Source organism: Bradyrhizobium sp. Ghvi (assembly GCF_900115265.1).
Classification (GTDB): domain Bacteria; phylum Pseudomonadota; class Alphaproteobacteria; order Rhizobiales; family Xanthobacteraceae; genus Bradyrhizobium.
Genome location: NZ_FOVU01000002.1, coordinates 144,193 through 170,553 on the forward strand (window position 1 = coordinate 144,193; position 26,361 = coordinate 170,553).

Consider the following 26,361-nt stretch of genomic DNA (forward strand, 5'->3'; position numbering starts at 1 on the left):
GGTCGCACTGCCTATTGCTTCGCCATATGCTCGTTGGGACGTCGGCTGTCGTGAGGGGTTCTGTCGCGTTGCCTTGATGCGGTGCGCAGCTGCGCAGCAGCAAAGCTCGAAGTAACTTTGCCTTGCCAGGGAATGAGCAGGTTAGCGATTAAATCCGGAGCAGAGTTGAAATTCACGCCCGTCACCAATCTGAGCGTCATTGTGCCCAAGGCAACGCCCGAGGCAGCCAGCCAACGGCGCTGACCGCCCTCTCGCTATTCGCCATTGGCGCCGTTGCCGTTCTCGGCCTCTTCCGTGATGTGCTCGACCGAGACGACATGCTCGTCCTCGGCAGTGTCGAACACGATCACGCCCTGGGTCGAGCGGCCGGCAATGCGGATGCCTTCGACCGGGCAGCGGATCAGCTGGCCCTTGTCGGTCACCAGCATGATTTGATCCGCGTCCTCGACCGGGAAGGATGCGACCAAATTGCCGTTGCGGTTGTTGACGCTCATGGCGACGATGCCTTTGCCGCCGCGGCCCGTGGTGCGATACTCATAGGACGAGGTCCGCTTGCCATAGCCGTTGACGGAGACGGTCAGCACGACCTGCTCCTGTGCCGACATCTCGACATAGCGCTCCTGCGGCAGCTGGAAGCTGCCAGAGGTCTCCTCGGCCTCGGCGTCCGCCGGGGCGTCCTCGGCCGCGGCTTCGCCGGCGACCGCCCGACGCATCTTCAGGTACGCCGAACGCTCATCGGACGTGGTCTCGACGTGGCGCAGGATCGCCAGCGAGATCACCTTGTCGCCCTCGCCAAGCGCAATGCCGCGCACGCCCATCGACGTGCGCCCGGTGAAGACGCGCACGTCGGGAACCGGGAAGCGAATGCACTGGCCGCCGGCGGCGGTCAGCAGCACGTCGTCGCGCTCGGTACAGATCTGCACGTCGACGATCGCCTCGCCGTCGTCGAGCTTCATGGCGATGATGCCGGAGCGGCGGACATCGACGAAGTCGGACAGCTTGTTGCGGCGGACGTTGCCACCTGTGGTGGCGAACATCACATCTAACTGCGCCCAGGTCGATTCATCCTCGGGCAGGGGCATGATGGTGGTGATGCGCTCACCCTGCTCCAACGGCAGGATGTTGATCATCGCCTTGCCGCGCGCGTTTGGCGCGGCCATCGGCAGGCGCCAGACCTTTTCCTTGTAGACCTGGCCACGTGAGGAGAAGAACAGCACCGGCGTGTGCGTGGAGGCCACGAACAGGCGGCTGACGAAATCCTCGTCGCGGGTCTGCATGCCGGAGCGGCCCTTGCCGCCGCGGCGCTGGGCGCGATAGGCCGACAGCGGCACGCGCTTGACGTAACCGGCGTGCGAGACGGTGACGACCATGTCCTCGCGCTGGATCAGGTCCTCGTCCTCGACCTCGCCTTCCTGCTCCATGATCACGGTCTTGCGCGGCGTGGCGAACTCGGCCTTCACTTCGGCAAGCTCGGTCTTGATGATGTCGAGGATGCGGGCGCGCGAGCGAAGGATCGCCAGATAATCCTCGATCTCGCCGGCGAGCTTCGCCAGCTCCTCGCCGATCTCGTCACGGCCGAGCGCGGTGAGGCGTGCCAGGCGCAGCTCGAGGATCGCCCTCGCCTGCTCCAGCGACAGACGGATCGTACCATCCTCATTGATGCGATGGCGAGGATCGTCGATCAGCGTGATGATGTCCTCGACGTCGCGGGCCGGCCAGTCGCGCGTCATCAGGGTCTCGCGCGCGGCCGCCGGCGTCGGCGAATGCCGGATGACCTTGATGATCTCGTCGATATTGGCGACTGCAATGGCAAGGCCGACCTGCTCGTGCGCGCGTTCGCGCGCCTTGCGCAGCTTGTACTTGGTGCGGCGGGTGACGACCTGCTCGCGGAAGCCGACGAAGATCGTCAGCATGTCCTTCAGGTTCATCGTCTGCGGACGACCCGAGTCGAGCGCGACGGCGTTGACGCCGAAGCTCGTCTGAAGCGGGGTGAACTTGTAGAGCTGGTTGAGCACCACGTCGGGCACGGCATCGCGCTTGAGCTCGACGACGACACGGTAGCCGTCGCGATCGGATTCGTCGCGCAGATCCGAGATGCCCTCGATCTTCTTTTCCTTGTAGAGCTCGGCGATGCGCTCGACCATCGTCGCCTTGTTCACCTGATACGGGATCTCGGTGATGACGATCGCCTCACGCTCCTTGCGGATGGTCTCGAAAGTGACCTTGCCGCGCATCACAATGGAGCCGCGGCCGAGATGATAGGCGCTGCGGATGCCCTGGCGTCCGAGGATGATGCCGCCGGTCGGGAAATCCGGACCCGGAATGATGCTGTTGAGCTCGTCGATGGTCAGCGAGGGATTGTCGATCAACGCCACGCAGGCGTCGATGACCTCGCCGAGATTGTGCGGCGGGATATTGGTGGCCATGCCAACGGCGATGCCGCCGGCGCCGTTGACCAGCAGGTTCGGGAACCGCGCCGGTAGAACCACCGGCTCGCGCTCGGAACCGTCATAGTTGTCCTGGAAATCGACCGTGTCGTCGTCGATGTCCTCGAGCAGCTTGAGCGCGATCTTGGTCAGGCGCGACTCGGTGTAGCGCATCGCTGCAGGCGGATCGCCGTCGACCGATCCGAAATTGCCCTGTCCGTCGATCAGGGGCGCGCGCATCGAGAAGTCCTGCGCCATGCGCACCAACGCATCGTAGATCGCCTGGTCGCCATGGGGATGGTACTTACCCATGACCTCACCGACGGCGCCGGCGGACTTCTTGTGCTTCTTGTCCGGCGTGTCGCCGCGATTGTTCATCGCGTAGAGGATGCGGCGATGCACCGGCTTCAACCCATCGCGCGCATCGGGCAGCGCGCGCGACACGATCACGCTCATGGCGTAATCGAGATAGGACTTCTTCATCTCCTCATAGATCGAGACGGGGCGAATGTCCGAGGGTTGCGCCGGCTGGTCGCCGGGCTTGTTGTCGTCGTCAGCCAAGGGGGAATCCGGTGAAATTTTATCTGGGAATCATATAGCGCATCGACGCCCTGATAACCACCCTTGCAGGGGTCTGGAAAGCGCTTTTTCCGACTGTTTTTCCAGAGACTTACGCCCTCCCCGCTACCGTCCGGAGCAGGACCCGAGCAAGCCGGGCGAAACCGCCCTTTACGCCGCAAAAATCACCCGGTGCATGAGGCGTCCGGGCACCAGCGTGAGCAGCCCTGCGATCACCAGACCAGTGAACAGCAGGATCATGATCCGCCGGTGATTGGCCACACGATGCGTATGCGCGCGCCAGACCGCGAGCGGCAGCAGCACCAGCGTGGGGATCGACAGCAGGTGGATCGGGCTAAACGGCCCAACCATGCGGATCCGGTGGATGCAGAATGACGACGCCGCCACCACGGCCATCAGCACCACCCAGATCCAGCCGACCGTCAGGTGGGGTAGCGTGCGCTTGTGCGCAGCGAACTGGACGAGGCCGAGCACAATGCCGCCATCGCCGCGAAGGCATGCAGCGGGATCGCCGGTGCGGCCAGCCGTCAAAGGCCCGAAACGACACATGGGCCAACCCGGAAAAACCGGGCCAGCCCGTCAGTTGGCAAAAAACTCTCCCGCTTTACATGAGCAGGCCGAGTCTCGGAGCGAAGTTCAGAACGGAATGTCGTCGTCCATGTCGTTGTTGCGGCCACCGCCGCCAGCGGCCACGGCACGGCGCGGTGCGCTGCTGACCGGGCCGGACGAGCCGAAATCGCCGCCCGGCTCGTCGCCGAAGCTGCCGCCTCCGCCACCGCCCCGGCCGTCCAGCATCGTCAGAGTCGAGTTGAAGCCCTGCAGCACGACCTCGGTGGAGTACTTCTCCACGCCGCTCTGGTCGGTCCATTTGCGGGTCTGGAGTGCGCCCTCGATGTAAACCTTCGCGCCCTTCTTCAGGTACTGCTCGGCGACCTTGCAGAGTCCTTCGTTGAAGATCACGACGCGATGCCACTCCGTCTTCTCCTTGCGCTCGCCGCTGTTCTTGTCGCGCCAGGTCTCGGAGGTGGCAATGCTCAGATTCGCAATCGGCCGCCCGTCCTGGGTACGGCGGATTTCGGGATCCTTGCCGAGATTTCCAACCAGAATGACTTTGTTGACGCTTCCCGCCATCGCCGCTCTCCGCTCCAAATGCCGCTGAATTTCGAAAGGGCGCGCCCGCGCTCCCGCCCGTTGGGCCGACCCTATACGCTTACAGGTGCCGATCGGCCCGCCACACCCTCGGTTATCCCCACATATAGCACCGCGCGGACATTTGTTCCAGATTTGTTCCATTCAAAGAATGGAGGAGGCGAAACCCGCAGGCAGGTGCCCGGGCCGCTATGCACGCCGCCATGAATTGGAACCGAGCCAGCAGAGAAAGCACTTAACATTCATCAACTTACGCCAATTCGATTACCCGACGAGTGTTGCATTCGAGAGACGGACTCTACCCTGCGATTGGGCTAGGTTCGCCTTGGAATTAGTTCATATGGGCGTCGCGCCTGATTGACCGCTCGGGGATCTCTGAAGCGGACGACACTGGGGAGACTGCAATGAAGAAAATTCTGTTCGGCACCATCGGTATTGTTGCGTTGAGCTTGTCTGCACCCGCGAGTGCAGCGGATCTTGCGGCGCGTCCCTACACCAAGGCGCCGGCGCCGATGGTCGCGGCCATCTACGACTGGAGCGGCTTCTACATCGGCATCAACGGTGGCGGCGGATCGGCCCACAAGTGCTGGGACTTCGTGACGCCGGTCACGGGCACTCTCGTTCCCGAAGGCTGCCACAATGCCACCGGCGGCACGATCGGCGGACAGATTGGCTACCGCTGGCAATCGGCCAATTGGGTGTTCGGCCTCGAGGGTCAGGGCAACTGGGCTGATTTCCAGGGCGATAACGTCAGCCTCGCCTTCCCGGGCACGGCACTCATTACCGGCGACCGCAACCGCTCGCGCATCGACTCCTTTGGCCTGATCACGGGGCAGGTCGGTTACGCTTGGAATAGCGTGCTGCTCTACGTGAAGGGTGGCGGCGCTGTCGTCGGGGACAAGTACGACGTCTTCGCGGCTTCAGGTACGCCGGGTGCTGGTACCCTGCTGGCGTCAGCCCGCGAGACTCGTTGGGGTGGCGCCGTTGGTGCAGGTCTCGAATTCGGCTTCGCGCCGAACTGGTCGGTAGGCGTCGAGTATGACCACATGTTCCTCGGTCACCGCACGATCGGCCTGACCACGCCGGCCGGAGCCGCCTTCGGCAGCGACCGCATTGGCCAGGATGTCGATATGGGCCTCGTGCGCTTGAACTACCGCTGGGGCGGCCCGGTGATCGCCAAGTACTGATGCTGTAGCACTTGATCTTCCAGACTTCGCAGGAAGGCCGGCCTTTGCGCCGGCCTTTTTTGCTGGCGGGATTCTCGGACGGAACAAGGGGTCAAGGACGGCGACATTTTGCAACCATTGTGGCATTTGGGAGACACAACTTGCAGCTTCAGTGGTGTAAGCACGGCGTTAGTTGGACCACGGTGTCCGATACTGCTTCCGACGCACGGAAGCCCAAAATAGAAACTGGGACTGGGATTTGTTCAATATGAAGAAGATTCTGTTGGCTTCGGCCGCTCTGATCGCTCTGACCGGCGCCGCTTCGGCTGCCGACCTGGCGGCTCGCCCGTACACGAAGGCCCCGGTCGCCATGGCTTCGGTCTACAACTGGACCGGCTTCTATCTCGGTCTCGTCGGTGGCGGCGCCTGGCAGGCCGATTCCGATCCGAAGATGAAGGGCGGCTTCGTCGGCGGCACCGCCGGCTACAACTGGCAGACCGGCAACGTCGTGTTCGGCCTCGAGGCCGACGCCGCTTGGGCTGACGTCAGCGCCTCCGTCGCAGCGGGCGTTCCCGGCTTTGGTCTCGTGAGCGCGAGCTCGAAGACCGACGCGATGGGCACTGTGCGCGGCCGTATCGGCTGGGCCGTCAACAACGTGCTGTTCTACGGCACCGGCGGTTACGCCTGGATCGACAACAAGATCAGCGGCAGCGCGCTCGGCGTGACCGTGTCCGACAGCAAGTTCCACTCGGGCTGGACCGTCGGCGCTGGCGTCGAAGCGTTCTTCGCGCCGCAGTGGTCGGTCAAGGGCGAATACCTCTATCGCAGCCTCGGCAGCGAGACCTACTTCGGTAACATCGGCGCTCCCGCTGCGTCCGGCACGCTCAACTTCCACACCGTGCAGGTCGGCGTGAACTATCACTTCGGCGCCCCCGTGGTCGCCAAGTACTGAGCTCAAGTACTGAGCTCAAGTACTGAGTTCAGTACTGATCGTCGCTACCGACGTGACATCGTCACGAAAGGCCGGCTTCGCGCCGGCCTTTTTGTTTGGGCCACGCTCGCGCAAGTTCCGCGCTCCTGCTGCCAAGTCCCGCCAGCGCAACAACAATCCGTTGACGATTCGCAAGTCCCACTGGAAATCCGTCTCCGTTCTTCCTACGTTCGCTCACATACCCATTGGCGCCGGTCCCGGTTCCGGGCGAAGCGCGCCTGTCCATTGGCGCGATCGCGTAGCTTTGGGATTCCTTGAGGGCAACGCGGATGGATGAAGTGATCAAGGCGAAGCGCCAACAACAGAATGCGGCCTCCAGCCTGCGCGCAATTACGATCCGCGGCGCGCGCGAGCACAACCTCAAGAACATCGACGTCGAGATTCCCCGCGACAAGCTCGTGGTCTTCACCGGCCTCTCAGGCTCGGGCAAATCCTCGCTCGCTTTCGACACCATCTACGCCGAGGGCCAGCGACGCTACGTCGAATCGCTGTCGGCCTATGCCCGCCAGTTCCTGGAGATGATGCAGAAGCCCGACGTCGACCAGATCGATGGCCTGTCGCCGGCGATCTCGATCGAGCAGAAGACGACGTCGAAGAACCCGCGCTCCACCGTCGGCACGGTGACCGAGATCTACGACTACATGCGCCTGCTCTGGGCGCGCGTCGGCGTGCCCTATTCGCCGGCCACCGGGCTTCCGATCGAAAGCCAGACCGTCTCGCAGATGGTCGACCGCGTGCTTGCGCTGCCCGAGGGCACCCGCCTCTATCTCCTCGCGCCCGTCGTGCGCGGCCGCAAGGGCGAGTACCGCAAGGAGCTCGCCGAATGGCTCAAGAAGGGCTTCCAGCGCGTCAAGATCGACGGCACCTTCTACGAGCTCGCGGAAGCGCCGACGCTCGACAAGAAATTCCCGCATGACATCGACGTCGTCGTCGACCGCATCGTGGTGCGCGCCGACATCGGTCAGCGTCTCGCCGAAAGCTTCGAAACCGCGCTGAAGCTCGCCGAGGGTCTCGCGGTGGTCGAGTTCGCCGACGCACCGGCGGCCGCGCCGGTCGAGGAGAAAAAGAAGACCGCAAAGATCCACGACAAGAGCGGGCCCGAGCGCATCCTGTTCTCCGAGAAGTTTGCCTGTCCGGTCTCCGGCTTCACCATCCCCGAGATCGAGCCGCGCCTGTTCTCGTTCAACAACCCCTACGGCGCGTGCCCGGCCTGCGGCGGCCTCGGCGTCGAGCAGCATGTCGACGAGGACCTCGTCATCCCCGACAAGGAGCTCGCCATCGGCAAGGGTGCGATCGCCCCCTGGGCAAAGTCGTCGTCGCCCTATTACACGCAGACGCTGACCGCGCTCGGCAAGCACTACAAGTTTACGCTGACCACGAAGTGGAAGGATCTGCCGAAGAAAACGCAGAATGCGATCCTGTTTGGCTCCGGCGAGGATGAGATCAAGTTCTCCTATGAGGACGGCGTCCGCTCCTACGACACCAAGAAGCCGTTCGAAGGCGTCATCACCAACATCAACCGCCGCTATCGCGAGACCGAGAGCGAGTGGGCCCGCGAAGAACTCGCAAAATATTTCCACGACGTGCCCTGCGGTGCCTGCAACGGTTTCCGGCTGAAGCCCGAGGCGCTCTGCGTCAAGGTCGGCGGAAAGCATATCGGCGAGATCTCCGAGCTCTCCGTGAAGGGCGCCGGCGCGTGGTTCGAGACCGTGCCTGAAACGCTGAACGCGCAGCAGAACGAGATCGCGGGGCGCATCCTGAAAGAGATCCGTGAGCGCCTCACCTTCCTGCTCGATGTCGGCCTCAACTATCTCACCCTCTCCCGCTCCTCCGGCACGCTGTCCGGCGGCGAGAGCCAGCGCATCCGCTTGGCCTCGCAGATCGGCTCGGGCCTGACGGGCGTGCTCTACGTGCTGGACGAGCCCTCGATCGGCCTGCACCAGCGCGACAACGCACGCCTGCTCGACACGCTCAAGCGGCTGCGCGACCTCGGCAACACCGTGGTCGTGGTCGAGCACGACGAGGACGCCATTCGCCTCGCCGATTACGTGCTCGACATCGGCCCCGGCGCCGGCATGCATGGCGGCAACATCGTCGCCGAAGGCACGCCCGCCGAGATCATGCGCAACCCGAAATCGCTCACCGGCAAGTACCTGACCGGGGAGCTCGAGGTCGAGGTGCCGGAGCGGCGCCCACCGAACCATCGCCGCACCATCAAGGTGGTTAACGCGCGCGGCAATAACCTCAAGAACGTCACGGCGGAGATTCCGCTCGGCCTGTTCACCTGCGTCACCGGCGTCTCGGGCGGCGGCAAGTCGACGCTCTTGATCGACACGCTCTACAAGGCCATCGCCCGCAAGCTGAACAATGCCAGCGAAGGTGCCGCCCCGCACGATCGCATCGAGGGCCTCGAGCATATCGACAAGATCATCGACATCGACCAGTCCCCGATCGGCCGCACCCCGCGCTCCAATCCCGCGACCTACACCGGCGCCTTCACGCCGATCCGTGAGTGGTTCGCCGGACTGCCCGAAGCCAAGGCGCGCGGCTATGAGCCCGGCCGCTTCTCCTTCAACGTCAAGGGCGGCCGCTGCGAGGCCTGCCAGGGCGACGGCGTCATCAAGATCGAGATGCACTTCCTGCCCGACGTCTACGTCACCTGCGACGTCTGCAAGGGCAAGCGCTACAATCGCGAGACGCTGGAAGTCCTGTTCAAGGGCAAGAGCATCGCCGACGTGCTCGACATGACCGTCGAGGAGGCGGCCGAGTTCTTCAAGGCAGTGCCGCGCGTGCGCGAGACCTTCCAGACCCTTCACCGCGTCGGCCTCGACTATATCCATGTCGGCCAGCAGGCGACGACCTTGTCGGGCGGCGAAGCCCAACGCGTCAAGCTCGCCAAAGAGCTGTCCAAGCGAGCCACCGGTCGCACGCTCTACATCCTGGACGAACCGACCACCGGCCTGCACTTCCACGACGTCAAGAAGCTCCTGGAAGTGCTGCACGAGCTGGTCGCGCAGGGCAACACGGTCGTCGTGATCGAGCACAATCTCGAAGTCATCAAGACCGCCGACTGGGTCATCGATCTCGGTCCCGAAGGCGGCGACGGCGGCGGCGAGATCGTCGCCTGGGGCCCCCCGGAAGACATCGTCAAGGCGCAGCGGAGCTATACCGGCAAGTTCCTGGAGCCGGTGCTGAAGAAGGCCCGCAAGCCGAAGCGACGGAGCACGAGCGAGGCGGCGGAGTAGACCGATGCCGCGGGCGGATTAGCAAAGCGTGATCCGCCACTGCTCATCTCGTGAGACTGGTGCCGATATGTCCGCTGGACTTGTGCAAACCTATCGCGCCTTCGCCCACAACAATGCCTGGGCGAACCATCGCCTGCTCACCGCGTGCGCCGGCCTGAGCCAGGCCGATTTCGAAGCGCGGCGAGCCGGGTTCTTCCCAAGCCTGCAGCGCACGCTGAACCACATCTACGTCATCGATCTCTTTTACGTCGATGCCCTCGAGGGTGGCTGGCTCGGACCACGCGCCTGGGAAAACGAGGTACCCAATCCATCGTTATCCGAGCTGAAACCTGCCCAGGCCGCCATGGACCGGCGTCTGCTCGCCATCTGCGATGCGCTCACGCCTGAGCTTCTCGACGGTACGGTCCGGATCAATCGCCATACGCGGGTCCAGACCGAGCGTCGCGACCGGCTCCTCATGCATCTCTTCCAGCATCAGATTCATCATCGCGGGCAGGCTCACGCGATGTTGGCCGAGACCGCGGTCGCGCCACCGCAACTCGATGAGTTCTTCGCAGAAGGGGAAGCGCCGCTTCGAGCGGACGAGTTCGCGGAGCTTGGCTGGACCGAGGAGACCGTGTGGAAAGACTAGACGTGGTGAAGAACCGAGCTGCGTCCGAGGACCGCTCTTCTGCGCCCTACTCCCTTGCCATCTTCGACCTCGACGGCACCCTCGTCGACAGCTTTCCCTGGTTCCTGCGCACCATCAACGATGTCGCCGACCGTTTCGGCTTTCGGCGCGTCGCCGATGAGGATGTCGAGGAGCTGCGACATGCCTCGACGCGGGAGATCCTCAGCCGCCTCGAAGTGCCTGTGTGGAAGCTGCCGGCAATCGCGCGGCATGCGCGGCGGTTGAAGGGCGAAGCGGCGGCGGAGATTTCGCTGTTTGCGGGCGCTGACGCGATGCTGCGGACCCTGGCCGGCAAGGGCATACAGCTCGCGCTGGTGACGTCAGACAGTGAGGCCAATGCGCGACAAAAGCTTGGGACATCAGCCGCGCTGTTCTCGCACTTCGACTGCGCGGCTTCGGTGTTCGGCAAGCCCGCAAGATTCCGTCGCGTCATCCGGCGCGCAGGCGTCGAACCGCATAGGGTCATCTCGATCGGTGACGAGGTGCGCGACATCGAAGCGGCGCGCGCCGTGGGAATTGCCTGCGGCGCGGTGTGCTGGGGCTATGCAGCGCCAGCGGCGTTGCGGACGCTGAGACCGGACTTTGTATTTGAGCACATCGACGAGGTCGTGCGGGCGTTTGATGTGGTGTCATAGCTGGTCGTGCACACCATTCCTTGCGTTGCCCGACAGGCAAAACACGCCAGAGCAAGGTCAACGTATCAGCGCGAAAATAGTTCGCTTTACTGGAATTCGGAATTATCGCATATTGCGACCATCCCAGCCCAAGCCGAGGGGCGCTATCGCGATCGTCACGACACGCGGGATGGGACGTGGTGGACGCGGGCCGCATTGGCGCGAAGGGTCTTGCAGGGCGGGCAACCGTGAGCGAGAGCCTCGCGCGAACGACCGGTGCGATCCGCGTACGGCAAAATCGTGTGGTCCTGGCGCCCGAAAGGCTGTGCGCCAAGTCTTGCGGGGATGCGTGTGGCCCGACCGGGTTTTCGCAATCAATCATCTGCAAGGCGACGGGGGCAATAGTGCATCGCTCCCCGGGGAGAGCGCGACATAAGCCGTCAACCCACTGCGCAGGGAAGGCCGGATGTTTGGCTTCACCTGTATGCCGCTGTGCAGCCTCTTGTAGCGCAACTCATCGCACAGTGGACCGTGGGTGCCAGTCGGCACCCGGCCTTCCCTGCGCCCTCGGCACTCTCGTGGGCAAACATTGTCGCAGAGCTCGGGCGCGATGTGCCGCGAGGACGAGAACTCATGCTCGCCATTCAAGACCGATCTCGGGCGCCGCTAGCAGGGACGGACTCATTGCAAAGAGGTATCTTGCGGTCCCCAGCGCCAGCGAGGCTACTCCACGACCTCCAGCACCAGCTCCATGGTCATCAGCACGGGATTGTCGCCGCGGATCAGACGCCCCTCGGCGATCCCGCCGGTGTAATCGATCAGGGCGACATCGAGCGCGGCTTCCAGCGCCCCGGACGTGGCAGGCGCGATCGTCCCGGCAGTGATCGCAAGCTCCGTCGCAAACGGCTCGGTCACGCCGCCATGGGTGAAGCGCGCGCCGATCGTCGAGCCGACGCCGCCGTGGATTTTGGCACGCGCAATGCCATGCGTGCGGCAGGAGGCTTCGAGACACAAGGCAAAGTCCTGGTTGGGCCGCAGCCGCAGCGCAAAGGCGCGGCTGGTCGCGCGTGCGCCGTTGCGCGCCGCTGGCACCGGCCCGAACAGCTTGAAATTGGTCTCGGGATCGGGCTCCGCCGTGAACATCGCGCCATCGATTCCGAAGGCCTGAACCTCGAATGGTTCGGCGATAACAGTCTCGTCCGGCAGCATGTGGCCACCGCTCGCTTTGCCATCCGCCTCGGTCCACAGCCCGTGGCAATGAAAGAACGGCGCACCGTCGCGCGATCCCAACGTCATGCTGCCGAGCCTCGTGCGCGTCACGCCTGCGGGACGATACGTCTCGCTATAGAACGCCGCATTCTCGCCGGTCTTGGACAGCGCCGGCATGACATAGCCGAACGGCCCGAGCGCGCCGTGGCCGAAATTCAGCACGCCGCCGGCAAACCCTTCCGCCGCAAAACCGCGACGCGCGGCTTCGAGCAGCGGCAGGCCGGCGTCAAGCGTGAACGAAAACGCGCGCCCCCTTGCCTCCACCCATTGGATCCGTTCAGTGGCGGGAGCCCCCGGCTGCTTGATGGTCCGCATGCCCCGCGCTCAGCCCGCCTGCTTCCTGTCGAGCTCGAGCAGCCCGCGCGCCTCGAGCTCGTCACGCACCATGCGCTTGGGTACCTTGCCGTATCCGGATTTCGGCAGCGCCTCCCAGAAGTAGAACCGCTTCGGCATCTTGTAGCGCGGCACTTTCGGCGACAGGAATGCCGCCATCTCCGCTTCGCTGACCGGCTTGGCACCCTCTCGTGCAACGCAGACCGCGACGCCAACCTCCCCCCAGGTCGCATCGGGCACGCCGAGCACGGCGACCTCGCCGACCGACGGATGCGTCAGGATCTTCTCCTCGATCTCGCGCGGATAGATGTTGGAGCCGCCGGAGATGTACATGTCGGAGGCGCGTCCGGTGATGTAGACAAAGCCCTCCTCGTCCATGTGGCCGAGATCGCCGGTGCGGAACCAGCCGTTACGGAACGCCTTCGCATTGGCTTCAGCATTGTCGTAGTAGCCGGCAAGCACCGCAGGCCCGATCACGCAGATCTCGCCGCTCTGATTGGCGCCGAGCTCGCGGCCCTCGTCGTCCTGGATCGAGACCTGCATGCCGGTGCGCTCGAAGCCGCAAGTGCCGATCCGCGCATGCGGCCCGTCTTCGGGATCATGCAACGCGGCCGGCAGCACCGTGATGTTGCCGGTGACCTCGCCGAGACCGAAATACTGCACGATGACTTTGCCGAGCTTCCTCAATGCGGCCTTCTGGTCCTCACGATACATCGGCGCACCCGCATAGATGACGTGACGCAGCGAGGAATGATCGTATTTGTCGACCGCGGGATGCTCGACCATCATCTTCAGGATCGTCGGCACGGTGAAGAGATTGCCGACGCGATGCTTTTCGATCAGCCGAAACGCCTCGTCGATGTCGAATCTCTCGGTCGGCAGCAGCACCGTGCAGACGCCCCGCGCAGTCTGCACCAGCTGATGCACGCCGGCACCATGCGACAGCGGCGCCACCACCAGCGAGGAATCGGCTTCCGTCACGCCGGGCGTGAGATCGGCGAGATGGTTGGTGACGACAAAGCCCATCTGGCCATGCGTCAGCACTGCGGCTTTGGAACGGCCCGTAGTGCCGGAGGTGAAGAAGAACCAGCAGGGATCATCGTGCTCGACGGCGATGTTCTGGACCACCTGCCCCGCCTGCGAGGCGATCGCTTCGGCCACCGAGCGCTCGCCGAACGTGCCCTTGCCGTCGATGCTCCAGGTGAACTCCAGGGCGCCGCCGTTCACGGCCGCCGCGTGTTCAGGGAAATCGACGTGGCAGAGAAACGCCTTCGCGCCCGAAGCCTGCGCGAGATAGGCTACTTCGTCCGGCATCAGCCGGAAATTGGTGGGCACCCAGACCGCGCCGAGCCGGAATGCAGCAAACATCGAGAAAAACATCTCGTCGCCATTTTTGGAATGGACGAGGATACGGTCGCCCTTGACCACGCCGCGTGCGGCGAGGGCAGCGGCGAGCGCCGAAACCTGCGCATCGATCTCGCGCCAGGTCCAGGATCTGTCACCCCAGACGAAACCGGCGCGCGCTCCATGCCTCCGCGCATTCTGGGTCAGCATGTAAGCGAGATTCATGACGCGGCGGGACATGCGGAGCGGCTGCATCGGGCTTCCTCTTCGGCGGTGGACGGCACGCAAGCCGCCCGCTCATTGCAGCCCATTTATCGCCATCGGACGCGCCCCTGCAAGGCCGCGATCCGCACCCCTGCCCTACGGTGTCCTGAACTCGAACGGCTTCGCCGTGATCGCCTTCCGCTTGACGCAAGCCTGCGCGCCAAAGCCACCGCAGAAGCTGCCGTGCAGATCGAAGCGGATGGTGCGGGCTGCGCCGCCTTTCATCGGCGGCGCCAGGACAGTGTAGTTGCGGACATAGCCGTCAAACACCTGGCGCGCGCGGCCATCCGGCAGCGTCACCAGAATATTCATGACGCAACCGCCGGTTCCGCAATAGGTGCCCTCGCGCCCGCTGCATTTGGTGTCGCGGAAATCGACGATGTAGTCATCACGCCCGTCGCCTGTGAGGTCGATCCTGCGCACGGTATCCGGCGCGAACGCAACCTCGCCGCCGCCCTGACTCCCGCACTCCTCTTTGACGTAGCGCAGCGCCTTCTGCACGCCTGGCGGATAGTCGGCGGGATTGAACGGATTCGCATCGTCCGCGCGCGCGGCGGCGATGGGGAACAAAACGAGCAGGACGATGAGATAACGCATGCGCGTTTGTCGCCGGCGCCGGCCCAACCGTTCAGGGAAATTTAAACATGATCGGCGCAACCTTCATCAGTTCTCGCGTACAGAGTGCCGCATCATGGTCAAAGCGTCTGCCGTCTTCCTGTTGTCGCTGGCGCTCGCCGGATGTGCCGCGGCTCCGCAAGCGGACCTCACCTCGGGCTCCGCATTCAAGCCTGCGCGTTACGCGTGGGATGGCGCTGGCGAGGACCCCAATCAGCCTCGTGCCACTGCCCAGCCGTTGCCGGCGACGCGCATCGCCGCATCCGAGCGTGCCCGGGCCCAAGCCGGCCTCCAACCCTATTCGAAGGAATGGTGGCAGGTCCAGGACGGCATCGAGGCCGAGCAGGACGCCAAGGTCAATCGCTCGCTGGTCATCTGCCAGGGCTGCCTCCGCCCGAAACAACAGCCGGAAGATTCGCGGCTCGCCAAGGCGACCGATTGAACCGTATGGCCGTTACACCGGTCTACTGAGATGCCGCGCTGATCGATCGTTCCGGCCCTCATCGCGTGCCATCATCCCGGGGACAATCCATGCTTACCCGCCGCAGCCTCATTGCCGGCTCTCTCCTCGTAGCCGCCTCGCCTGCCCTCGCCCAGAGCCCCGCGCCGGCCGATCCCGCCACCATCCTGACCGCGATCTATACGCGCGCAGCCAAAGGCAAAGGTGATGGCGGCGCTGCCTTCGTCACCGAGACCAAGGCCGCAAAAGCAAAATATCTCTCCAAGGCGCTGGTCGGGCTCTGGGCCAGGGCGGATGCGCATACGCCGAAGGGCGATGTCGGACCTGTTGACTTCGATCCCGTCACCAACTCGCAGGAACCCGACGTGAAGTCGTTCAAGATTGACGCGGAGAAGACGGAGGCCGACAAGGCCACGCTCGCGGTGACCATCACAGGCCATCGCAACGACCGCAAACCCGCCGACCAGATCTTGCGTTACGACTTCGTGCGCGAGGCCGGCAGCTGGAAAATCGATGACATCAAGGGCTCCTCCGACGGAGAAGCTTGGTCGATCCGCAAGATGCTGACGGACTCGCTGAAAAGTTGACCGGAGACATCATGAGCGACGTGTTCAACAACAGAGCCCATCACCGCTACGAACTGGAGGTGGAGGGTCACCTCGCGACCGAGCATTACAAGCTCGACGGCGATGTCATCACATTCGAGCATACCGACGTGCCGAAGGAGCTCGGCGGCAAAGGCATCGGCTCAAGGCTGGTGCAAGGCGCGCTCGACCAGGTCCGCGCGGCCGGATGGAAGCTGATTCCGCAATGTCCGTTCGTTAAGGCTTGGATCGAGAAGCACCCGGACTATGCGGATCTGGTGAAATCGTGAAGGCGCAGGCCCGCCGAGCTTCGCCCGGCGGGCCTGCCGATCTGCCGCTATTGCCCGTGTCTGAGCAGATCCTGGTCACTCATGTCCCAGTCCTGCCACAGCTGGAGGATCCCAAGCAGCACGACCACTCCGCCGAGACTTGTGTGGTAGATACGGAGAAAGCCTGCATCGGAGTAGCCGAGGGCATAAGGCGAGGCGATGAGCCAAAGTCCGGCCAGGATCGTCGCGAACTCTTGCCAGCGTTGCAGTGCGACATATTCGAGCTGGCTGATGCCGAAGACGACCAAGCCGACTGCGACCGCATTCAGGATCGTCGTCTCATTTCCGACGATGGATTGCTCGCGGAGAGGAAACCACGGCGACACGACGATCAGCGCGCCGAGCAGCATCCCGCACCAGTCTTCCCATGCGCGATGAGTATTCAAGAAACCAAAGTCCGACATCGTATCCTCCTCAAAAAGAGGCATACGTCTGCGGCTGGCGATCATAACACCGAATGTACAGCGACCCTGCCGGCCGCATTCGGGCGTATGTCCTTGTGAAGGACGTGGGAACCACCTTGGAACTTGCAAGGGGGCCTCGAGGATTATTTGGATTTACCGCAGGACGCGAGGCTTCCACGGCGCTACAGCGCGCCCAGCTTTTGGAGCGCCTGGCGCGCCGTTGCAAGGCCGGGCTGCAACTCTAGCGCTTTCCTGAAATCGGCGATCGCACCCTGCTTGTCGCCAAGCCGCAGCTTGGCCTGTCCGCGGTTATTCCATGAGAACACGTCCGAGGGATCGTATTGCAGCGCCTTGTCGTAGTCGGCGAGGCCGCCGCTGTTGTCGCCCTGATAGAGCCGGATCATGCCGCGGTTGCGCCAGCCACGCGCATCCGTCGGCGCGATGCGGATCGCCTCACCGTAATCGGCCGCAGCGCGGTCGAGCTGCTCGCTGTCGCGATAGACGTTGCCACGGTCGATATAGGCGAGCAGATCGGGCGTGAGCTTGATCCGCACGCTGAAGTCCGCCAGGGCATGCGCCGTATCGTGCTTGCGGGCGTAGACGTAACCGCGATTGGCATAGGCGGTGGCATAGCTGGGGTTGCGCTTGATCGCCCCGTCGAAATCGGCGATGGCGCCGTCGAGATCGCCCTTGTTGTAACGGGACTCGCCGCGGTTGCTGTAGGCCATCGCCAGCGACGGATCGAGCTTGATGGCCTGGTCGTACTCGGCAATGGCACGATCATAGTCGCGTTTGAAGCTGTAGACGCGTCCGCGATTATTGTAGGCACAGGCGTAGGTCGGATCGAGCTTGACCGCCTCGTCGAGATCCGACAGCGCGGCATCGAGCTCGCGCCGCTCAGTTAGGCCGTGCCCACGGTTGCAATAGGCGCCGGCCAGCCTGCGGCCAGTCTCGCTCTTGGTGTCGATCACGGTCGTGCAGGCCTTCACCCGCTCATCCGGCGCGCTGGTCAACCCGACGCAGGCTTCCCAGGCCGGACCGCCCGCAGCAGCTGCCGGAGACGGCGCTGCCACAGCGAACAGGGTAAGGAAAGCGATCAGGCCAACCAGAACACGCATTTTGCAGATATCTCCCCTGCGGCAGCCTCCCTTGGTCGCGGCTTGGCAAGCGGGGGTTCAGTCACCTAGATCAGGAAACAAGCATGACTTCGGAAGGATCTGGCATGGCGGCATTGGTACGCGACAACAAGGACAAGAGCCGCTTCGAGCTCGATGTCGGCAGCGAGCTCGCCTTCGCCAATTATCGGCTGACGCCGTCGGCCGTCATCATCACCCACACCGAGACGCCGCGAGCGCTGCGCGGCCGCGGCATTGCGTCCGAGCTCATCAAGGGCGCGCTCGAGATCATCCGCCGCGACGGCAAGAAGGTGATCGCGGGCTGCGGTTTCGTCGTCGACTATCTCGACAGGCATCCGGAGGATGCTGATCTCCGTGCCTGAATGCAAAGGGCCCGCGACATCGCGGGCCCTGGCATCGGGTTGTGAATCAGTGCTTGATTTCCGGCGGCAGCTTGCCGCCATTGGCAGCGAGCTTGGACATCACCTGCTTGTGCAGCCAGACATTCATGCTGGCAGAATCGTTCATGTCGCCGGTGTAGCCGAGCTCCTTGGCCAGATCCTTGCGCGCAGCGAGACTCGAATCGACGTCAAGCGCCTTCATGAGGTCGACGATGGAGGTGCGCCATTCCAGCTTCTCGCCCTTGTGCGCGGCCGCCGCCTTGTCGACGATTGCGGCGACGTCCACTGTAGCCGCTGGCGCGGCGGCAGGTGCAGACGCTGGCGTCGACCCGCTCGGCGGGGCCCCGGCGGGCGCGCTGCCAGCGGACGCAGCGGAAGCCGGATGGCTGCCGAAGATCGCGCCCATGATTTTCCCGAAAATACTCATGTCTGCTCCCCGAAAAGGATCCCAGTTGGAAGGCCTGAGTAGGCCCTTATAGACGAAGTTTCTGCATTGCGCCCGCACTGTGCGCGCGCCCCACAAGCAGCATGAGCTTATCTGCGGCGAAATGACGACCGGATGACGTCATCGAGGTTGCACTGCGGCATTGAATCTCACCCAAGCGTGAGGGACAGGACTCGGAAATAGGCGTACGCTTTGGTTTCAGCTCGCGATGCCATCCGGAATTCGCGTCTGGTTGGACTCGCGAAACTCAGAAAAAGCGGCCGCTTGCGCCGTTGTCGGCGCCCAGTTCGGCCGCATGGCAAGGGAGCAAGCCGACCATGGCCACCTTATATCAGGGCAATGTCCCCACGATGGGCCAGACCGCAGACGCGGCTGGACCGGTAATCCGAACCATCCAACTCTCCGATCTGAGCGACGCGCTCAGGCGCGGCTGGGAAGATTTCAAGGCAGTTCCAAGCCACGCCATCATTCTCTGCGTGATCTATCCGGTGCTGGGCCTCGTGCTCGCCCGTGTGGTGATGGGCTATTCGGTCCTCCCGCTGCTGTTTCCGCTCGCCGCGGGCTTCGCCCTGATCGGCCCGTTCGCAGCCCTCGGCCTCTATGAGCTCTCGAGCCGTCGGGAGCGTCATGAAGAGGCCAGCGCCTGGGATGCCATGGACGTGCTGCGCTCGCCCTCTTTTGGAGCCATGCTCGGTCTCGGCGTGTTGTTGCTCGCGTTGTTCGTGACCTGGGTCGCAACGGCGCAGGCGATCTATGTGGCGGCATTCGGGTACGAAGGCGTGACCGGAATCTCGGATTTCGTCACGCGTGTGCTGACGACATCGCAGGGCTGGTGGCTGATCGTGGTCGGCTGCGGCACGGGCTTTCTGTTCGCGCTCGCCGCGCTCTGCATCAGCGCCGTATCGTTCCCGCTGATGCTCGACCGCCATGCTGGCGCGCTGGAGGCGATGGTCACCTCGCTCCGCGTGGTCGCGAAAAACCCGGTGCCGATGGCTGCCTGGGGCCTGATCGTCGCGGCGCTGCTGGCGCTCGGCACCATTCCCGCGTTCCTCGGGCTCGCGGTCGTGATTCCCCTGCTCGGCCACGCCACGTGGCACCTGTATCGCAAGGCCATCGTCTCGGAGCCCGGCGCGCGGCCGGTGCCGCCTCCGCCCCATCGTCCACGCAAGCCGGCGGCGGATTTCCCCGCCAATCTGTTCCCGTGGCGGAATAGGGAATAGAGCGCCGACCTGACGATCTCGTTATAGCCAATCCCGTCCGGACTCGGGCGGGATTGGCCACCGTCGTACGCCTTGCTTTGGCCGCTGTTCCATCAGACATTCCGCCGCCGGTCATGTCATTCACGGAATCAATTACCTCTGATGACCCCGACGATTTCTCGTCTCGCTCTCGCAGCCCTCGTCCTCTCAGCCTCAATCCTGTCCGTCGAGCCCGCATTGGCTGCGGTCGCCTGCGGCTCGGGCAATTTCGATGCATGGCTCGCTGACTTCAAAACCGAGGCCGCGGCCAAGGGCATCTCGCAACAGGCCATTACCTCCGGGCTTGCCGGCGTCACCTTGGACCAGAGCGTGCTCAACCGCGACAAATCGCAAAAGGTCTTCAGCCAGACCTTTGCAGAATTTTCCGGCCGCATGGTGCCGCCGCGGATGACGCGCGGCTCCAACATGATGAAGCAATACGGATCGGTGCTATCGCGCATCGAGCAGGCTTACGGGGTGCCGGGCGAGATCCTGGTTGCGATCTGGGGGCTCGAAACCGATTTCGGCGTCAACACCGGCAAGTTTGCGACGATCCGCTCGCTTGCGACGCTGGCCTATGATTGCCGGCGTGCCGAGCAGTTTCGCGGTGAGCTGATGGATGCGCTGCGCATCGTCCAGCGCGGCGATCTTACGCCCGCCGAGATGAAAGGCGCCTGGGCGGGCGAGCTCGGCCAGACCCAGTTCATGCCGTCATCCTGGATGAAATACGCCGTTGATTTCGACGGTAACGGCAAGCGCGACCTGCTGCACAGCGTCCCTGACGTGCTCGCTTCCACCGCCAATTTTCTCGCCGGCTATGGCTGGCAGAAGGGCAAGGACTGGCAGCCGGGCAGCCCGAACTTCGCGGTGCTCCAGCAATGGAACAAGAGCGAGGTCTATTCCAAGACGGTGGCTTATTTCGCCACCCAGCTCGCACACGCCCCTTAAGACACGCGCAGAGATCGAACGCGTAGGGCCGATCGCCTGGCGACCGGCCCTCTCCCGGATTGCGTTGACCTACCCTTTTACTTGCCCATGGTGGCGTTCATCGCCTTGTTGAGGTGCATGCCGCACGCACCCATTTTGCCGTTGAGCAGCGAATCCTGAGCGGAGGCGATTTCCTTCTGGGCAACCACCTTGCCGTCGCCGTCTGGCATCGCCTCGATCGCGGTCTCGGTCTTCTCCAGATTGCCCGCGCTGCAGCCACCCATGGCGTGTTTGGCGGCCTGAGCCGGTGTGACGGCCAACGCGATGACAGCAATAGCGATAACCCCGAGTAACTTCGTCATGATGTTACTTTCCTTCTTTTGTTCTTGGGCCAGACCCGGCGACATTGCCGGAATCCGCAACACGACTTTGCCGTCGACGCGGCAACATGCCGCAATGAATTCCCCGCGAGAATTGCGTGATGTTGCGCACTACGCAGAGCGGCATGCGAAATTTCTGTTTTTCATTACAACTTTGTAATCACGAGATGCACGCCCAGCGTGTGCGCAGCGCATCATGTGACAGCCCCTCAATCGGTTGAGAGGCAACCGGTCCCCGGCGTCCGGGATGTCTTAGAGGCTTGCCAGTCCCCCTTTGTTCCCTTCTCTCGCCCCCAGATCTCCAGCATTCATTCCCAGCAGAATGAATCAAAATTCATTACTAAGAGAAGCAGTGCATGCGAATCATGCATGCCGCAGCTTGAGCTACAAACTGGCTCACGGACGATTTATGCCTCCCAAAATGCAATTTATTTCCGAGATGTTCGGCTCGCAAAAAGCTCAACAAATCCGTGATTTCACGGATATTTGCGTACATGGCAGTTCCTCGTGCCTGATTGTTGAGCCGGGTCGCTAACCGGTTAATCGTCTCTTATCGTCGCTATGCACTCACCGCTTAGCTGCATCGCAACATCGGAACTTTCGCACTGCACCACTCTCACCTATATTCATTTCAACGATGAGGCCCGGGCAAGGGCTGAATCAAACTACAGGAGACTACCAATGCTGCTTTCGCTCATCCGCATGATCCAAGCTTTCCGGGACTATCAGCGCAATGTCGCCGAGCTGTCCCAGCTCAGCGATCGCGAACTGGCCGACATCGGCCTCGATCGCTCGGACATCCCGCGCGTTGCCGCCGGTCAGTATCAGGGCTGATATCGTTCAGCCCTCACCGGACGAACCGATAGCGCCCGCCTCGTGCGGGCGTTGTCGTTTCTGCTGGCGAAAACTCGATCTCGGCGATTCCACTCACGGCTGAAAAGCGCTACCTGTCCGCCCCATGACAGGATCCTCATCCAACACCGTGCACGTCATTGGTGCCGGCCTTGCCGGTTCCGAAGCCGCCTGGCAGGTGGCCAAGACTGGCGTGCCAGTAGTGCTGCACGAGATGCGGCCGGACCGCATGACCGAGGCGCACCGAACCGACGGGCTTGCCGAGTTGGTCTGCTCCAACTCGTTCCGCTCGGACGACGCCGCCAACAATGCGGTCGGCCTGCTGCATGCCGAGATGCGGCGGCTCGACTCGCTGATCATGCGCGCCGCCGATGCCAACCAGGTGCCCGCCGGCGGCGCGCTCGCGGTCGACCGCGACGGCTTCTCTGCGGCAGTTACCAAGGCGCTGAACGACCATCCCCTCATTGAGATCGCTCGCGGCGAGATCGCAGGCCTGCCGCCGGCTGACTGGAGCAACGTGATCGTTGCGACCGGCCCCCTCACCTCCGCCCCGCTGGCCGATGCTATCCGCGAGCTCACCGACGAGACCGCGCTCGCCTTCTTCGACGCGATCGCGCCGATCGTGCACCGCGAGTCAATCGACATGTCGGTGGCCTGGTTCCAGTCGCGCTACGACAAAGTAGGCCCGGGCGGCAATGGCGCCGACTACATCAACTGCCCCATGACCAAGGAGCAGTATGACAGCTTCGTCGCCGCGCTGATCGCGGGCGAGAAGACCGAGTTCAAGGAGTGGGAAACCAACACGCCCTATTTCGACGGCTGCCTGCCGATCGAAGTGATGGCGGAGCGTGGCCCCGAGACGCTGCGCCACGGCCCGATGAAGCCGGTCGGCCTCACTAATCCGCACGATCCCACCACGAAGGCCTACGCGATCGTGCAGCTGCGTCAGGACAACAAGCTCGGCACGCTCTATAACATCGTCGGCTTCCAGACGAAGCTGAAATACGGCGAGCAACAGCGCATCTTCCGCACCATTCCCGGACTCGAGAAAGCCGAGTTCGCTCGTCTCGGCGGACTGCATCGCAACACCTTCCTCAATTCGCCAAAACTGCTCGACAGCCAGCTGCGCCTGCGCGCGCAGCCGCGGCTGCGCTTTGCCGGTCAGATGACGGGCTGCGAAGGTTATGTGGAATCCGCCAGCGTCGGCCTGATCGCCGGCCTTTATGCCGCGGCCGATGCGCGCGGCGAACGTCTTGCGAGCCCGCCGGCCACCACCGCGCTCGGATCCTTGCTCGGCCACATCACCGGTGGCCATATCGAGACCATCGAGACGGGCCCCCGCTCGTTCCAGCCGATGAACATCAATTTCGGCCTATTCCCGCCGCTTGCAAGCCCACCGACGAAGAAGCCAGACGGCACGCGCCTGCGCGGCAACGAGAAGACAGTGGCCAAGAAGCAGGCGATGAGCGCATTGGCGCTTGCCGATCTCGATCGCTGGATCGCCGATCATTTGCGCATAGCCGCAGCCGCGTGAGATATCGATGAATCTCCCGAAAGACGACGCTGCTGAGCTCTCGGCGCGCTGGACCGAGGGCGTGTTGCTCAAGCGGGACGTGTTCTCGACCGTCGAGCGCGGCCGCTTCCTTGCCGAGACCGGCGAGGTCGGCGCGGTGCTGCGCCGGCTGGATGAGGTCCCGTGGTGGTCGTTCCTATTGGCGCGCCATCTGTTCGCGCGCGAGAAGCATGCGCTCACACTTGCAAAGGGCCTCAATGTCGGCCCCGAACTGCTCTGGGCCGGACGTCGCGCGCTGGTGCGTGGCTTCGTCGACGGCGTCGCGCTGCACCTGGCCAAGCCGCATGGCGACCTCGCCTACTTCCGCTCGGCCAAAGCCGCACTCCGCCGGCTGCGTCGCGCCGGCATCTGCCACAACGATCTCGCCAAGGAACAGAACTGGTTGGTCGGCCGAGATGGCCGGGCCTATGTGACCGACTTCCAGCTCGCGGCCTGCTTCGCCAGGCGTGGCCGGCTTTATCGCATCCTCGCTTACGAAGACCTCCGGCATCTGCTCAAACACAAGCGCTCCTACGCACCCGAGGCGCTGACTCCGCGCGAGCGAAAAGTCCTGGCGAGGAAATCATTCGCCGCGAGCCTGTGGCTTGTCACCGGCAAGAAGGTCTATCGCGCAATCACCCGCGGCCTGTTCAATTTCACCGACCGCGAGGGTGGCGGCCGCCGTCTCGTCAACGACGCGCCGGTGCTGACCGCGCTGATCCGCAACAATCCCGCCGTGCGCGATACCGCCATCGTTGCCTTTGCCGACCGACGCTCGGGCGTCGGACTCTACGCGTTCGTGGAGGCGGATCAGGCGGCGCTCGAAGGCCAGCTTCGCAATGAGCTCGCCGCCGCCAAAGGCCCGAAACCGCCAGAACACATCCAGGTCGTCCACGCGCTGCCGCGCGACACCAGTGGCAGGCCGCGCACCGAGATCCTGCAACTGGTCGCCATGAACCAGCTCGACCTGATCGAGCCGATGATGAAGAACGACCAGGACCGCGCGTTCCTCAAGGACATCCTGGAGCAGCGTAAGAACCTGCGCGATCGCTTCAACTTCGAGGCCGACCTGCCCGCCGGTTAGCGGGTACGCTGCGCCTTGAAGCGTCCACAATGCCGGTGGAGAAGCCGGGGATCACATGATTTGGGGATCAATGACTCGCTGGGGGACCATGGGGCGCCGTGTGGCCTTGCTGATCGCGCCTCTCCTGCTGCTGGGAGCCGCGTCTGTGATGGCCGCGGAGTCCCCTGCCGAACAGATCTCGAGCTTCCGCGTCAAGCATGGTGAGGGCCGCGTCGTGCGCGACGCAACCCTCGATCGCATCGCCATGGACCAAGCCCGCGCGATGGCAGCGAAGGACGATCTCAGCCACGACGCGCTCGGCCCATTCAACAAGCGCGTCGCACCGTCAGGCGCGGGTCGCGCTGCCGAGAACATTGCCTACGGCTACGACAACTTCGAGAAAACGCTGGGACAGTGGATCGACTCCTCCGGGCACCGCAAGAACCTGCTGCTGCACAATGCCTCGCGCGTCGGGATCGCGAGCGCGAAGAACGCCAGCGGCAAGCGTACCTATTGGGCGATGGTGATCGCCGGCGATTACGAGCCGAAGCCGGGCAAGGGCAAAGGCAAGAAGGACGGTGAGCCGCTGGTCGCCGTGAAACGCGAGGTCACGTCTGCCAGCAAGCCCAAAGCTGCCAATTGCCACGTCAAGCTGCTCGGCCTCTGTATCTGAGGGGAGCCTGTTGCTCGCCGTGTTCGGCGCGTCTAATCCATACCGGGGATCGCAAGAGGGAGAGGCGCACTTGATCGACATCGACCAAATCCGCGCCGATACACCGGCCGTCTCCCGGCTCGCCTATCTCCACAACGCCGGCGCCGCCCTCATGCCAGCGGCCGTTGTCACGACGATGAAGCAGCATATCGATCTGGAGAGTGAGATCGGAGGCTATGCCGCCGCCGACCGGGAATCGGATCGGCTCGACGCGGTCTACGGCTCGGTGGCGCGTCTGTTGAACGCGGCGCCAGACGAGATCGCGCTCACCGAGAATGCAACAGTTGCTTGGCAGATGGCCTTTTATGCACTGCCGTTTAGCGCCGGCGACCGGATCCTGACGGCCGAGGCGGAATACGCTGCTAACTATGTCGCATTCCTTCAGGTCGCCAGGCGTACCGGTGCGGTCATCGAAATCGTACCGAGCGATCGCAGCGGCGAGCTCGACGTCGCCGCGCTCGAGCGGATGATTGACGAGCGCGTGAAGCTGATCGCGATCACGTGGGTTCCCACCAATGGCGGCTTGGTCAATCCCGCGGCTGCCGTTGGCAAGATCGCCCGCGCCCACGGCATTCCCTATCTGCTCGACGCGTGCCAGGCAGTCGGCCAGATGCTGGTCGATGTTGAAGCGATTGGCTGTGACATGTTGTCGGCCACTGGCCGCAAATTCCTCCGCGGTCCGCGTGGCACCGGCTTCCTCTACGTCCGCAGGCCGCTGCTGCAACAACTCGAGCCACCGATGATCGATCACTTCGCGGCCCCCTGGGTCTCACGGAACCAATATCAGCTCCGCGACGATGCGCGCCGTTTCGAGACCTGGGAAAACAATTACGCAGCTCGGCTCGGGCTCGGCGCGGCCATCGACTATGCGCTCAGCATCGGCCTCGGACCGATCGAGCAGCGCTGCCGCCTGCTGGCGGGCCGGCTCCGCAGTGGACTCGCCACCATCAGCGGCGTCAAAATTCGCGATCTCGGCCGCACGCCGGGCGCCATCGTCAGCTTCACAATGGAGGGACGCGAGGCGGACACGATTGTAAGCAGCGCCGCTGCGGCCGGCATCACCATCGGCGCGTCCCATCCGTCGAGCACCCGCATCGATGCGGAAGTCCGCGCGCTCCCTGCGGTCGTGCGGGCCTCCCCGCATTACTACAACACGGAAGCCGAGATCGATCGTCTGATCGCCCATCTTGCCGGTCTTGCGCCGCGATTGCACGGCGCCGGATCCACGGCGTAG

Annotated in this window: 25 protein-coding genes and 1 pseudogene; 16 read left to right on the forward strand and 10 right to left on the reverse strand. The window is 63.7% G+C overall.

Annotated elements, in window-relative coordinates; translation table 11 throughout:
• Nucleotides 1-254: 254 nt before the first annotated feature.
• The 3 genes and pseudogenes from gyrA to BM374_RS07370 form a co-directional block, all read right to left on the reverse strand.
• Nucleotides 255-2,987 (reverse strand): DNA gyrase subunit A, encoded by a 2,733-nt coding sequence (gene gyrA, locus BM374_RS07360; RefSeq protein ID WP_092290552.1) that lies wholly within the window; start codon nucleotides 2,985-2,987, stop codon nucleotides 255-257.
• Nucleotides 2,988-3,155: 168 nt separating this feature from the next.
• Nucleotides 3,156-3,490, reverse strand: a pseudogene (locus tag BM374_RS07365) (DUF2306 domain-containing protein).
• A 151-nt stretch (nucleotides 3,491-3,641) separates the two neighbouring features.
• The gene (locus tag BM374_RS07370) at nucleotides 3,642-4,136 is read right to left on the reverse strand and encodes a single-stranded DNA-binding protein (protein WP_092290554.1); all 495 of its coding nucleotides are present in this window, start codon (nucleotides 4,134-4,136) and stop codon (nucleotides 3,642-3,644) included.
• A gap of 422 nt (nucleotides 4,137-4,558) precedes the next feature.
• Between BM374_RS07370 and BM374_RS07375 the strand changes: the two genes are divergently transcribed.
• From BM374_RS07375 to BM374_RS07395, 5 genes are all read left to right on the forward strand, one after another.
• The gene (locus BM374_RS07375) at nucleotides 4,559-5,341 is read left to right on the forward strand and encodes an outer membrane protein (RefSeq protein ID WP_092290556.1); all 783 of its coding nucleotides are present in this window, start codon (nucleotides 4,559-4,561) and stop codon (nucleotides 5,339-5,341) included.
• A 247-nt stretch (nucleotides 5,342-5,588) separates the two neighbouring features.
• Entirely contained in the window at nucleotides 5,589-6,272 is a 684-nt protein-coding gene (locus BM374_RS07380) for an outer membrane protein (protein WP_092290558.1), read from the forward strand.
• A 308-nt stretch (nucleotides 6,273-6,580) separates the two neighbouring features.
• Complete coding sequence (gene uvrA, locus BM374_RS07385) at nucleotides 6,581-9,556, forward strand: excinuclease ABC subunit UvrA (RefSeq protein WP_092290560.1); 2,976 nt, start codon at nucleotides 6,581-6,583, stop codon at nucleotides 9,554-9,556.
• 67 nt (nucleotides 9,557-9,623) lie between these two features.
• A complete protein-coding gene (locus BM374_RS07390) occupies nucleotides 9,624-10,187 on the forward strand; it encodes a DinB family protein (protein ID WP_092290562.1) in 564 nt (187 codons plus the stop codon).
• Nucleotides 10,175-10,861: an HAD-IA family hydrolase gene (locus tag BM374_RS07395; protein ID WP_092290564.1), complete on the forward strand. Its 687-nt coding sequence runs from the start codon at nucleotides 10,175-10,177 to the stop codon at nucleotides 10,859-10,861. The genes BM374_RS07390 and BM374_RS07395 overlap by 13 nt, the downstream gene beginning before the upstream one ends.
• Before the next feature lie 702 nt (nucleotides 10,862-11,563).
• On the opposite strand, the gene BM374_RS07405 is transcribed toward BM374_RS07395, so the two are convergent.
• The 3 genes from BM374_RS07405 to BM374_RS07415 all read right to left on the reverse strand — a co-directional run bounded on the left by BM374_RS07405 (nucleotide 11,564) and on the right by BM374_RS07415 (nucleotide 14,647).
• Nucleotides 11,564-12,424, reverse strand: a complete 861-nt coding sequence (locus BM374_RS07405; RefSeq protein ID WP_092290566.1) for a PCC domain-containing protein — start codon at nucleotides 12,422-12,424, stop codon at nucleotides 11,564-11,566.
• Nucleotides 12,425-12,433: 9 nt separating this feature from the next.
• The gene (locus BM374_RS07410) at nucleotides 12,434-14,041 is read right to left on the reverse strand and encodes an acyl-CoA synthetase (RefSeq protein WP_092290568.1); all 1,608 of its coding nucleotides are present in this window, start codon (nucleotides 14,039-14,041) and stop codon (nucleotides 12,434-12,436) included.
• 105 nt (nucleotides 14,042-14,146) lie between these two features.
• Complete coding sequence (locus tag BM374_RS07415; RefSeq protein WP_092290570.1) at nucleotides 14,147-14,647, reverse strand: hypothetical protein; 501 nt, start codon at nucleotides 14,645-14,647, stop codon at nucleotides 14,147-14,149.
• 94 nt (nucleotides 14,648-14,741) lie between these two features.
• Between BM374_RS07415 and BM374_RS07420 the strand changes: the two genes are divergently transcribed.
• From BM374_RS07420 to BM374_RS07430, 3 genes are all read left to right on the forward strand, one after another.
• Nucleotides 14,742-15,107, forward strand: a complete 366-nt coding sequence (locus tag BM374_RS07420; RefSeq protein ID WP_092290572.1) for a hypothetical protein — start codon at nucleotides 14,742-14,744, stop codon at nucleotides 15,105-15,107.
• 89 nt (nucleotides 15,108-15,196) lie between these two features.
• The gene (locus BM374_RS07425; RefSeq protein ID WP_092290574.1) at nucleotides 15,197-15,712 is read left to right on the forward strand and encodes a DUF3828 domain-containing protein; all 516 of its coding nucleotides are present in this window, start codon (nucleotides 15,197-15,199) and stop codon (nucleotides 15,710-15,712) included.
• 11 nt (nucleotides 15,713-15,723) lie between these two features.
• Entirely contained in the window at nucleotides 15,724-15,999 is a 276-nt protein-coding gene (locus BM374_RS07430; protein ID WP_092291826.1) for a GNAT family N-acetyltransferase, read from the forward strand.
• 47 nt (nucleotides 16,000-16,046) lie between these two features.
• Here BM374_RS07430 and BM374_RS07435 read toward each other — a convergent pair whose 3' ends face one another.
• Together BM374_RS07435 and BM374_RS07440 are read right to left on the reverse strand one after the other, a co-directional pair.
• Nucleotides 16,047-16,442, reverse strand: a complete 396-nt coding sequence (locus tag BM374_RS07435; protein ID WP_092291828.1) for an SPW repeat protein — start codon at nucleotides 16,440-16,442, stop codon at nucleotides 16,047-16,049.
• Between the two features lie 182 nt (nucleotides 16,443-16,624).
• The gene (locus BM374_RS07440) at nucleotides 16,625-17,560 is read right to left on the reverse strand and encodes a tetratricopeptide repeat protein (RefSeq protein ID WP_092290576.1); all 936 of its coding nucleotides are present in this window, start codon (nucleotides 17,558-17,560) and stop codon (nucleotides 16,625-16,627) included.
• A gap of 104 nt (nucleotides 17,561-17,664) precedes the next feature.
• Here BM374_RS07440 and BM374_RS07445 point away from each other — a divergent pair, with 104 nt between their 5' ends.
• Nucleotides 17,665-17,940, forward strand: coding sequence for a GNAT family N-acetyltransferase (locus BM374_RS07445; protein ID WP_092290578.1), 276 nt, complete (start codon nucleotides 17,665-17,667; stop codon nucleotides 17,938-17,940).
• 46 nt (nucleotides 17,941-17,986) lie between these two features.
• Here BM374_RS07445 and BM374_RS07450 read toward each other — a convergent pair whose 3' ends face one another.
• Nucleotides 17,987-18,385, reverse strand: coding sequence for a DUF3597 domain-containing protein (locus BM374_RS07450; protein ID WP_092290580.1), 399 nt, complete (start codon nucleotides 18,383-18,385; stop codon nucleotides 17,987-17,989).
• Between the two features lie 335 nt (nucleotides 18,386-18,720).
• Between BM374_RS07450 and BM374_RS07455 the strand changes: the two genes are divergently transcribed.
• Both BM374_RS07455 and BM374_RS07460 read left to right on the forward strand, forming a co-directional pair.
• Nucleotides 18,721-19,623 carry a DUF2189 domain-containing protein gene (locus tag BM374_RS07455; RefSeq protein WP_092290582.1) on the forward strand — a complete coding sequence of 301 codons (903 nt, stop codon included), beginning with the start codon at nucleotides 18,721-18,723 and terminating at the stop codon, nucleotides 19,621-19,623.
• A 141-nt stretch (nucleotides 19,624-19,764) separates the two neighbouring features.
• Nucleotides 19,765-20,589: a lytic murein transglycosylase gene (locus tag BM374_RS07460; RefSeq protein ID WP_092290584.1), complete on the forward strand. Its 825-nt coding sequence runs from the start codon at nucleotides 19,765-19,767 to the stop codon at nucleotides 20,587-20,589.
• 77 nt (nucleotides 20,590-20,666) lie between these two features.
• Here BM374_RS07460 and BM374_RS07465 read toward each other — a convergent pair whose 3' ends face one another.
• Nucleotides 20,667-20,993, reverse strand: coding sequence for a hypothetical protein (locus tag BM374_RS07465; RefSeq protein ID WP_092290586.1), 327 nt, complete (start codon nucleotides 20,991-20,993; stop codon nucleotides 20,667-20,669).
• Between the two features lie 636 nt (nucleotides 20,994-21,629).
• On the opposite strand from BM374_RS07465, the gene BM374_RS07470 reads away from it, so the two are divergent.
• The 5 genes from BM374_RS07470 (at nucleotide 21,630) to BM374_RS07490 (ending at nucleotide 26,361) form a co-directional block, all read left to right on the forward strand.
• Entirely contained in the window at nucleotides 21,630-21,782 is a 153-nt protein-coding gene (locus BM374_RS07470; RefSeq protein WP_007590701.1) for a DUF1127 domain-containing protein, read from the forward strand.
• A gap of 124 nt (nucleotides 21,783-21,906) precedes the next feature.
• Nucleotides 21,907-23,334, forward strand: coding sequence for a methylenetetrahydrofolate--tRNA-(uracil(54)-C(5))-methyltransferase (FADH(2)-oxidizing) TrmFO (gene trmFO, locus BM374_RS07475; RefSeq protein WP_092290588.1), 1,428 nt, complete (start codon nucleotides 21,907-21,909; stop codon nucleotides 23,332-23,334).
• 7 nt (nucleotides 23,335-23,341) lie between these two features.
• Complete coding sequence (locus BM374_RS07480) at nucleotides 23,342-24,436, forward strand: serine/threonine protein kinase (protein ID WP_092290590.1); 1,095 nt, start codon at nucleotides 23,342-23,344, stop codon at nucleotides 24,434-24,436.
• 70 nt (nucleotides 24,437-24,506) lie between these two features.
• The gene (locus BM374_RS07485) at nucleotides 24,507-25,088 is read left to right on the forward strand and encodes a CAP domain-containing protein (RefSeq protein ID WP_092290592.1); all 582 of its coding nucleotides are present in this window, start codon (nucleotides 24,507-24,509) and stop codon (nucleotides 25,086-25,088) included.
• 70 nt (nucleotides 25,089-25,158) lie between these two features.
• Nucleotides 25,159-26,361, forward strand: coding sequence for an aminotransferase class V-fold PLP-dependent enzyme (locus BM374_RS07490; protein WP_092290594.1), 1,203 nt, complete (start codon nucleotides 25,159-25,161; stop codon nucleotides 26,359-26,361).

Bases quoted from the DNA above. Each gene is read 5' to 3' on its own strand.
- BM374_RS07390 (WP_092290562.1), top strand. From the start codon at position 9,624: ATGTCCGCTGGACTTGTGCAAACCTATCGCGCCTTCGCCCACAACAAT.
- BM374_RS07410 (WP_092290568.1), bottom strand. From the start codon at position 14,041: ATGCAGCCGCTCCGCATGTCCCGCCGCGTCATGAATCTCGCTTACATG.
- BM374_RS07470 (WP_007590701.1), top strand. From the start codon at position 21,630: ATGCTGCTTTCGCTCATCCGCATGATCCAAGCTTTCCGGGACTATCAG.
- BM374_RS07420 (WP_092290572.1), top strand. From the start codon at position 14,742: ATGGTCAAAGCGTCTGCCGTCTTCCTGTTGTCGCTGGCGCTCGCCGGA.
- BM374_RS07405 (WP_092290566.1), bottom strand. From the start codon at position 12,424: ATGCGGACCATCAAGCAGCCGGGGGCTCCCGCCACTGAACGGATCCAA.
- BM374_RS07430 (WP_092291826.1), top strand. From the start codon at position 15,724: ATGAGCGACGTGTTCAACAACAGAGCCCATCACCGCTACGAACTGGAG.
- BM374_RS07460 (WP_092290584.1), top strand. From the start codon at position 19,765: ATGACCCCGACGATTTCTCGTCTCGCTCTCGCAGCCCTCGTCCTCTCA.
- BM374_RS07375 (WP_092290556.1), top strand. From the start codon at position 4,559: ATGAAGAAAATTCTGTTCGGCACCATCGGTATTGTTGCGTTGAGCTTG.
- BM374_RS07425 (WP_092290574.1), top strand. From the start codon at position 15,197: ATGCTTACCCGCCGCAGCCTCATTGCCGGCTCTCTCCTCGTAGCCGCC.
- uvrA (WP_092290560.1), top strand. From the start codon at position 6,581: ATGGATGAAGTGATCAAGGCGAAGCGCCAACAACAGAATGCGGCCTCC.
- BM374_RS07480 (WP_092290590.1), top strand. From the start codon at position 23,342: ATGAATCTCCCGAAAGACGACGCTGCTGAGCTCTCGGCGCGCTGGACC.
- BM374_RS07450 (WP_092290580.1), bottom strand. From the start codon at position 18,385: ATGAGTATTTTCGGGAAAATCATGGGCGCGATCTTCGGCAGCCATCCG.
- BM374_RS07455 (WP_092290582.1), top strand. From the start codon at position 18,721: ATGGCCACCTTATATCAGGGCAATGTCCCCACGATGGGCCAGACCGCA.
- BM374_RS07440 (WP_092290576.1), bottom strand. From the start codon at position 17,560: ATGCGTGTTCTGGTTGGCCTGATCGCTTTCCTTACCCTGTTCGCTGTG.
- BM374_RS07415 (WP_092290570.1), bottom strand. From the start codon at position 14,647: ATGCGTTATCTCATCGTCCTGCTCGTTTTGTTCCCCATCGCCGCCGCG.
- trmFO (WP_092290588.1), top strand. From the start codon at position 21,907: ATGACAGGATCCTCATCCAACACCGTGCACGTCATTGGTGCCGGCCTT.
- BM374_RS07435 (WP_092291828.1), bottom strand. From the start codon at position 16,442: ATGTCGGACTTTGGTTTCTTGAATACTCATCGCGCATGGGAAGACTGG.
- BM374_RS07380 (WP_092290558.1), top strand. From the start codon at position 5,589: ATGAAGAAGATTCTGTTGGCTTCGGCCGCTCTGATCGCTCTGACCGGC.
- BM374_RS07445 (WP_092290578.1), top strand. From the start codon at position 17,665: ATGGCGGCATTGGTACGCGACAACAAGGACAAGAGCCGCTTCGAGCTC.
- BM374_RS07485 (WP_092290592.1), top strand. From the start codon at position 24,507: ATGACTCGCTGGGGGACCATGGGGCGCCGTGTGGCCTTGCTGATCGCG.
- BM374_RS07370 (WP_092290554.1), bottom strand. From the start codon at position 4,136: ATGGCGGGAAGCGTCAACAAAGTCATTCTGGTTGGAAATCTCGGCAAG.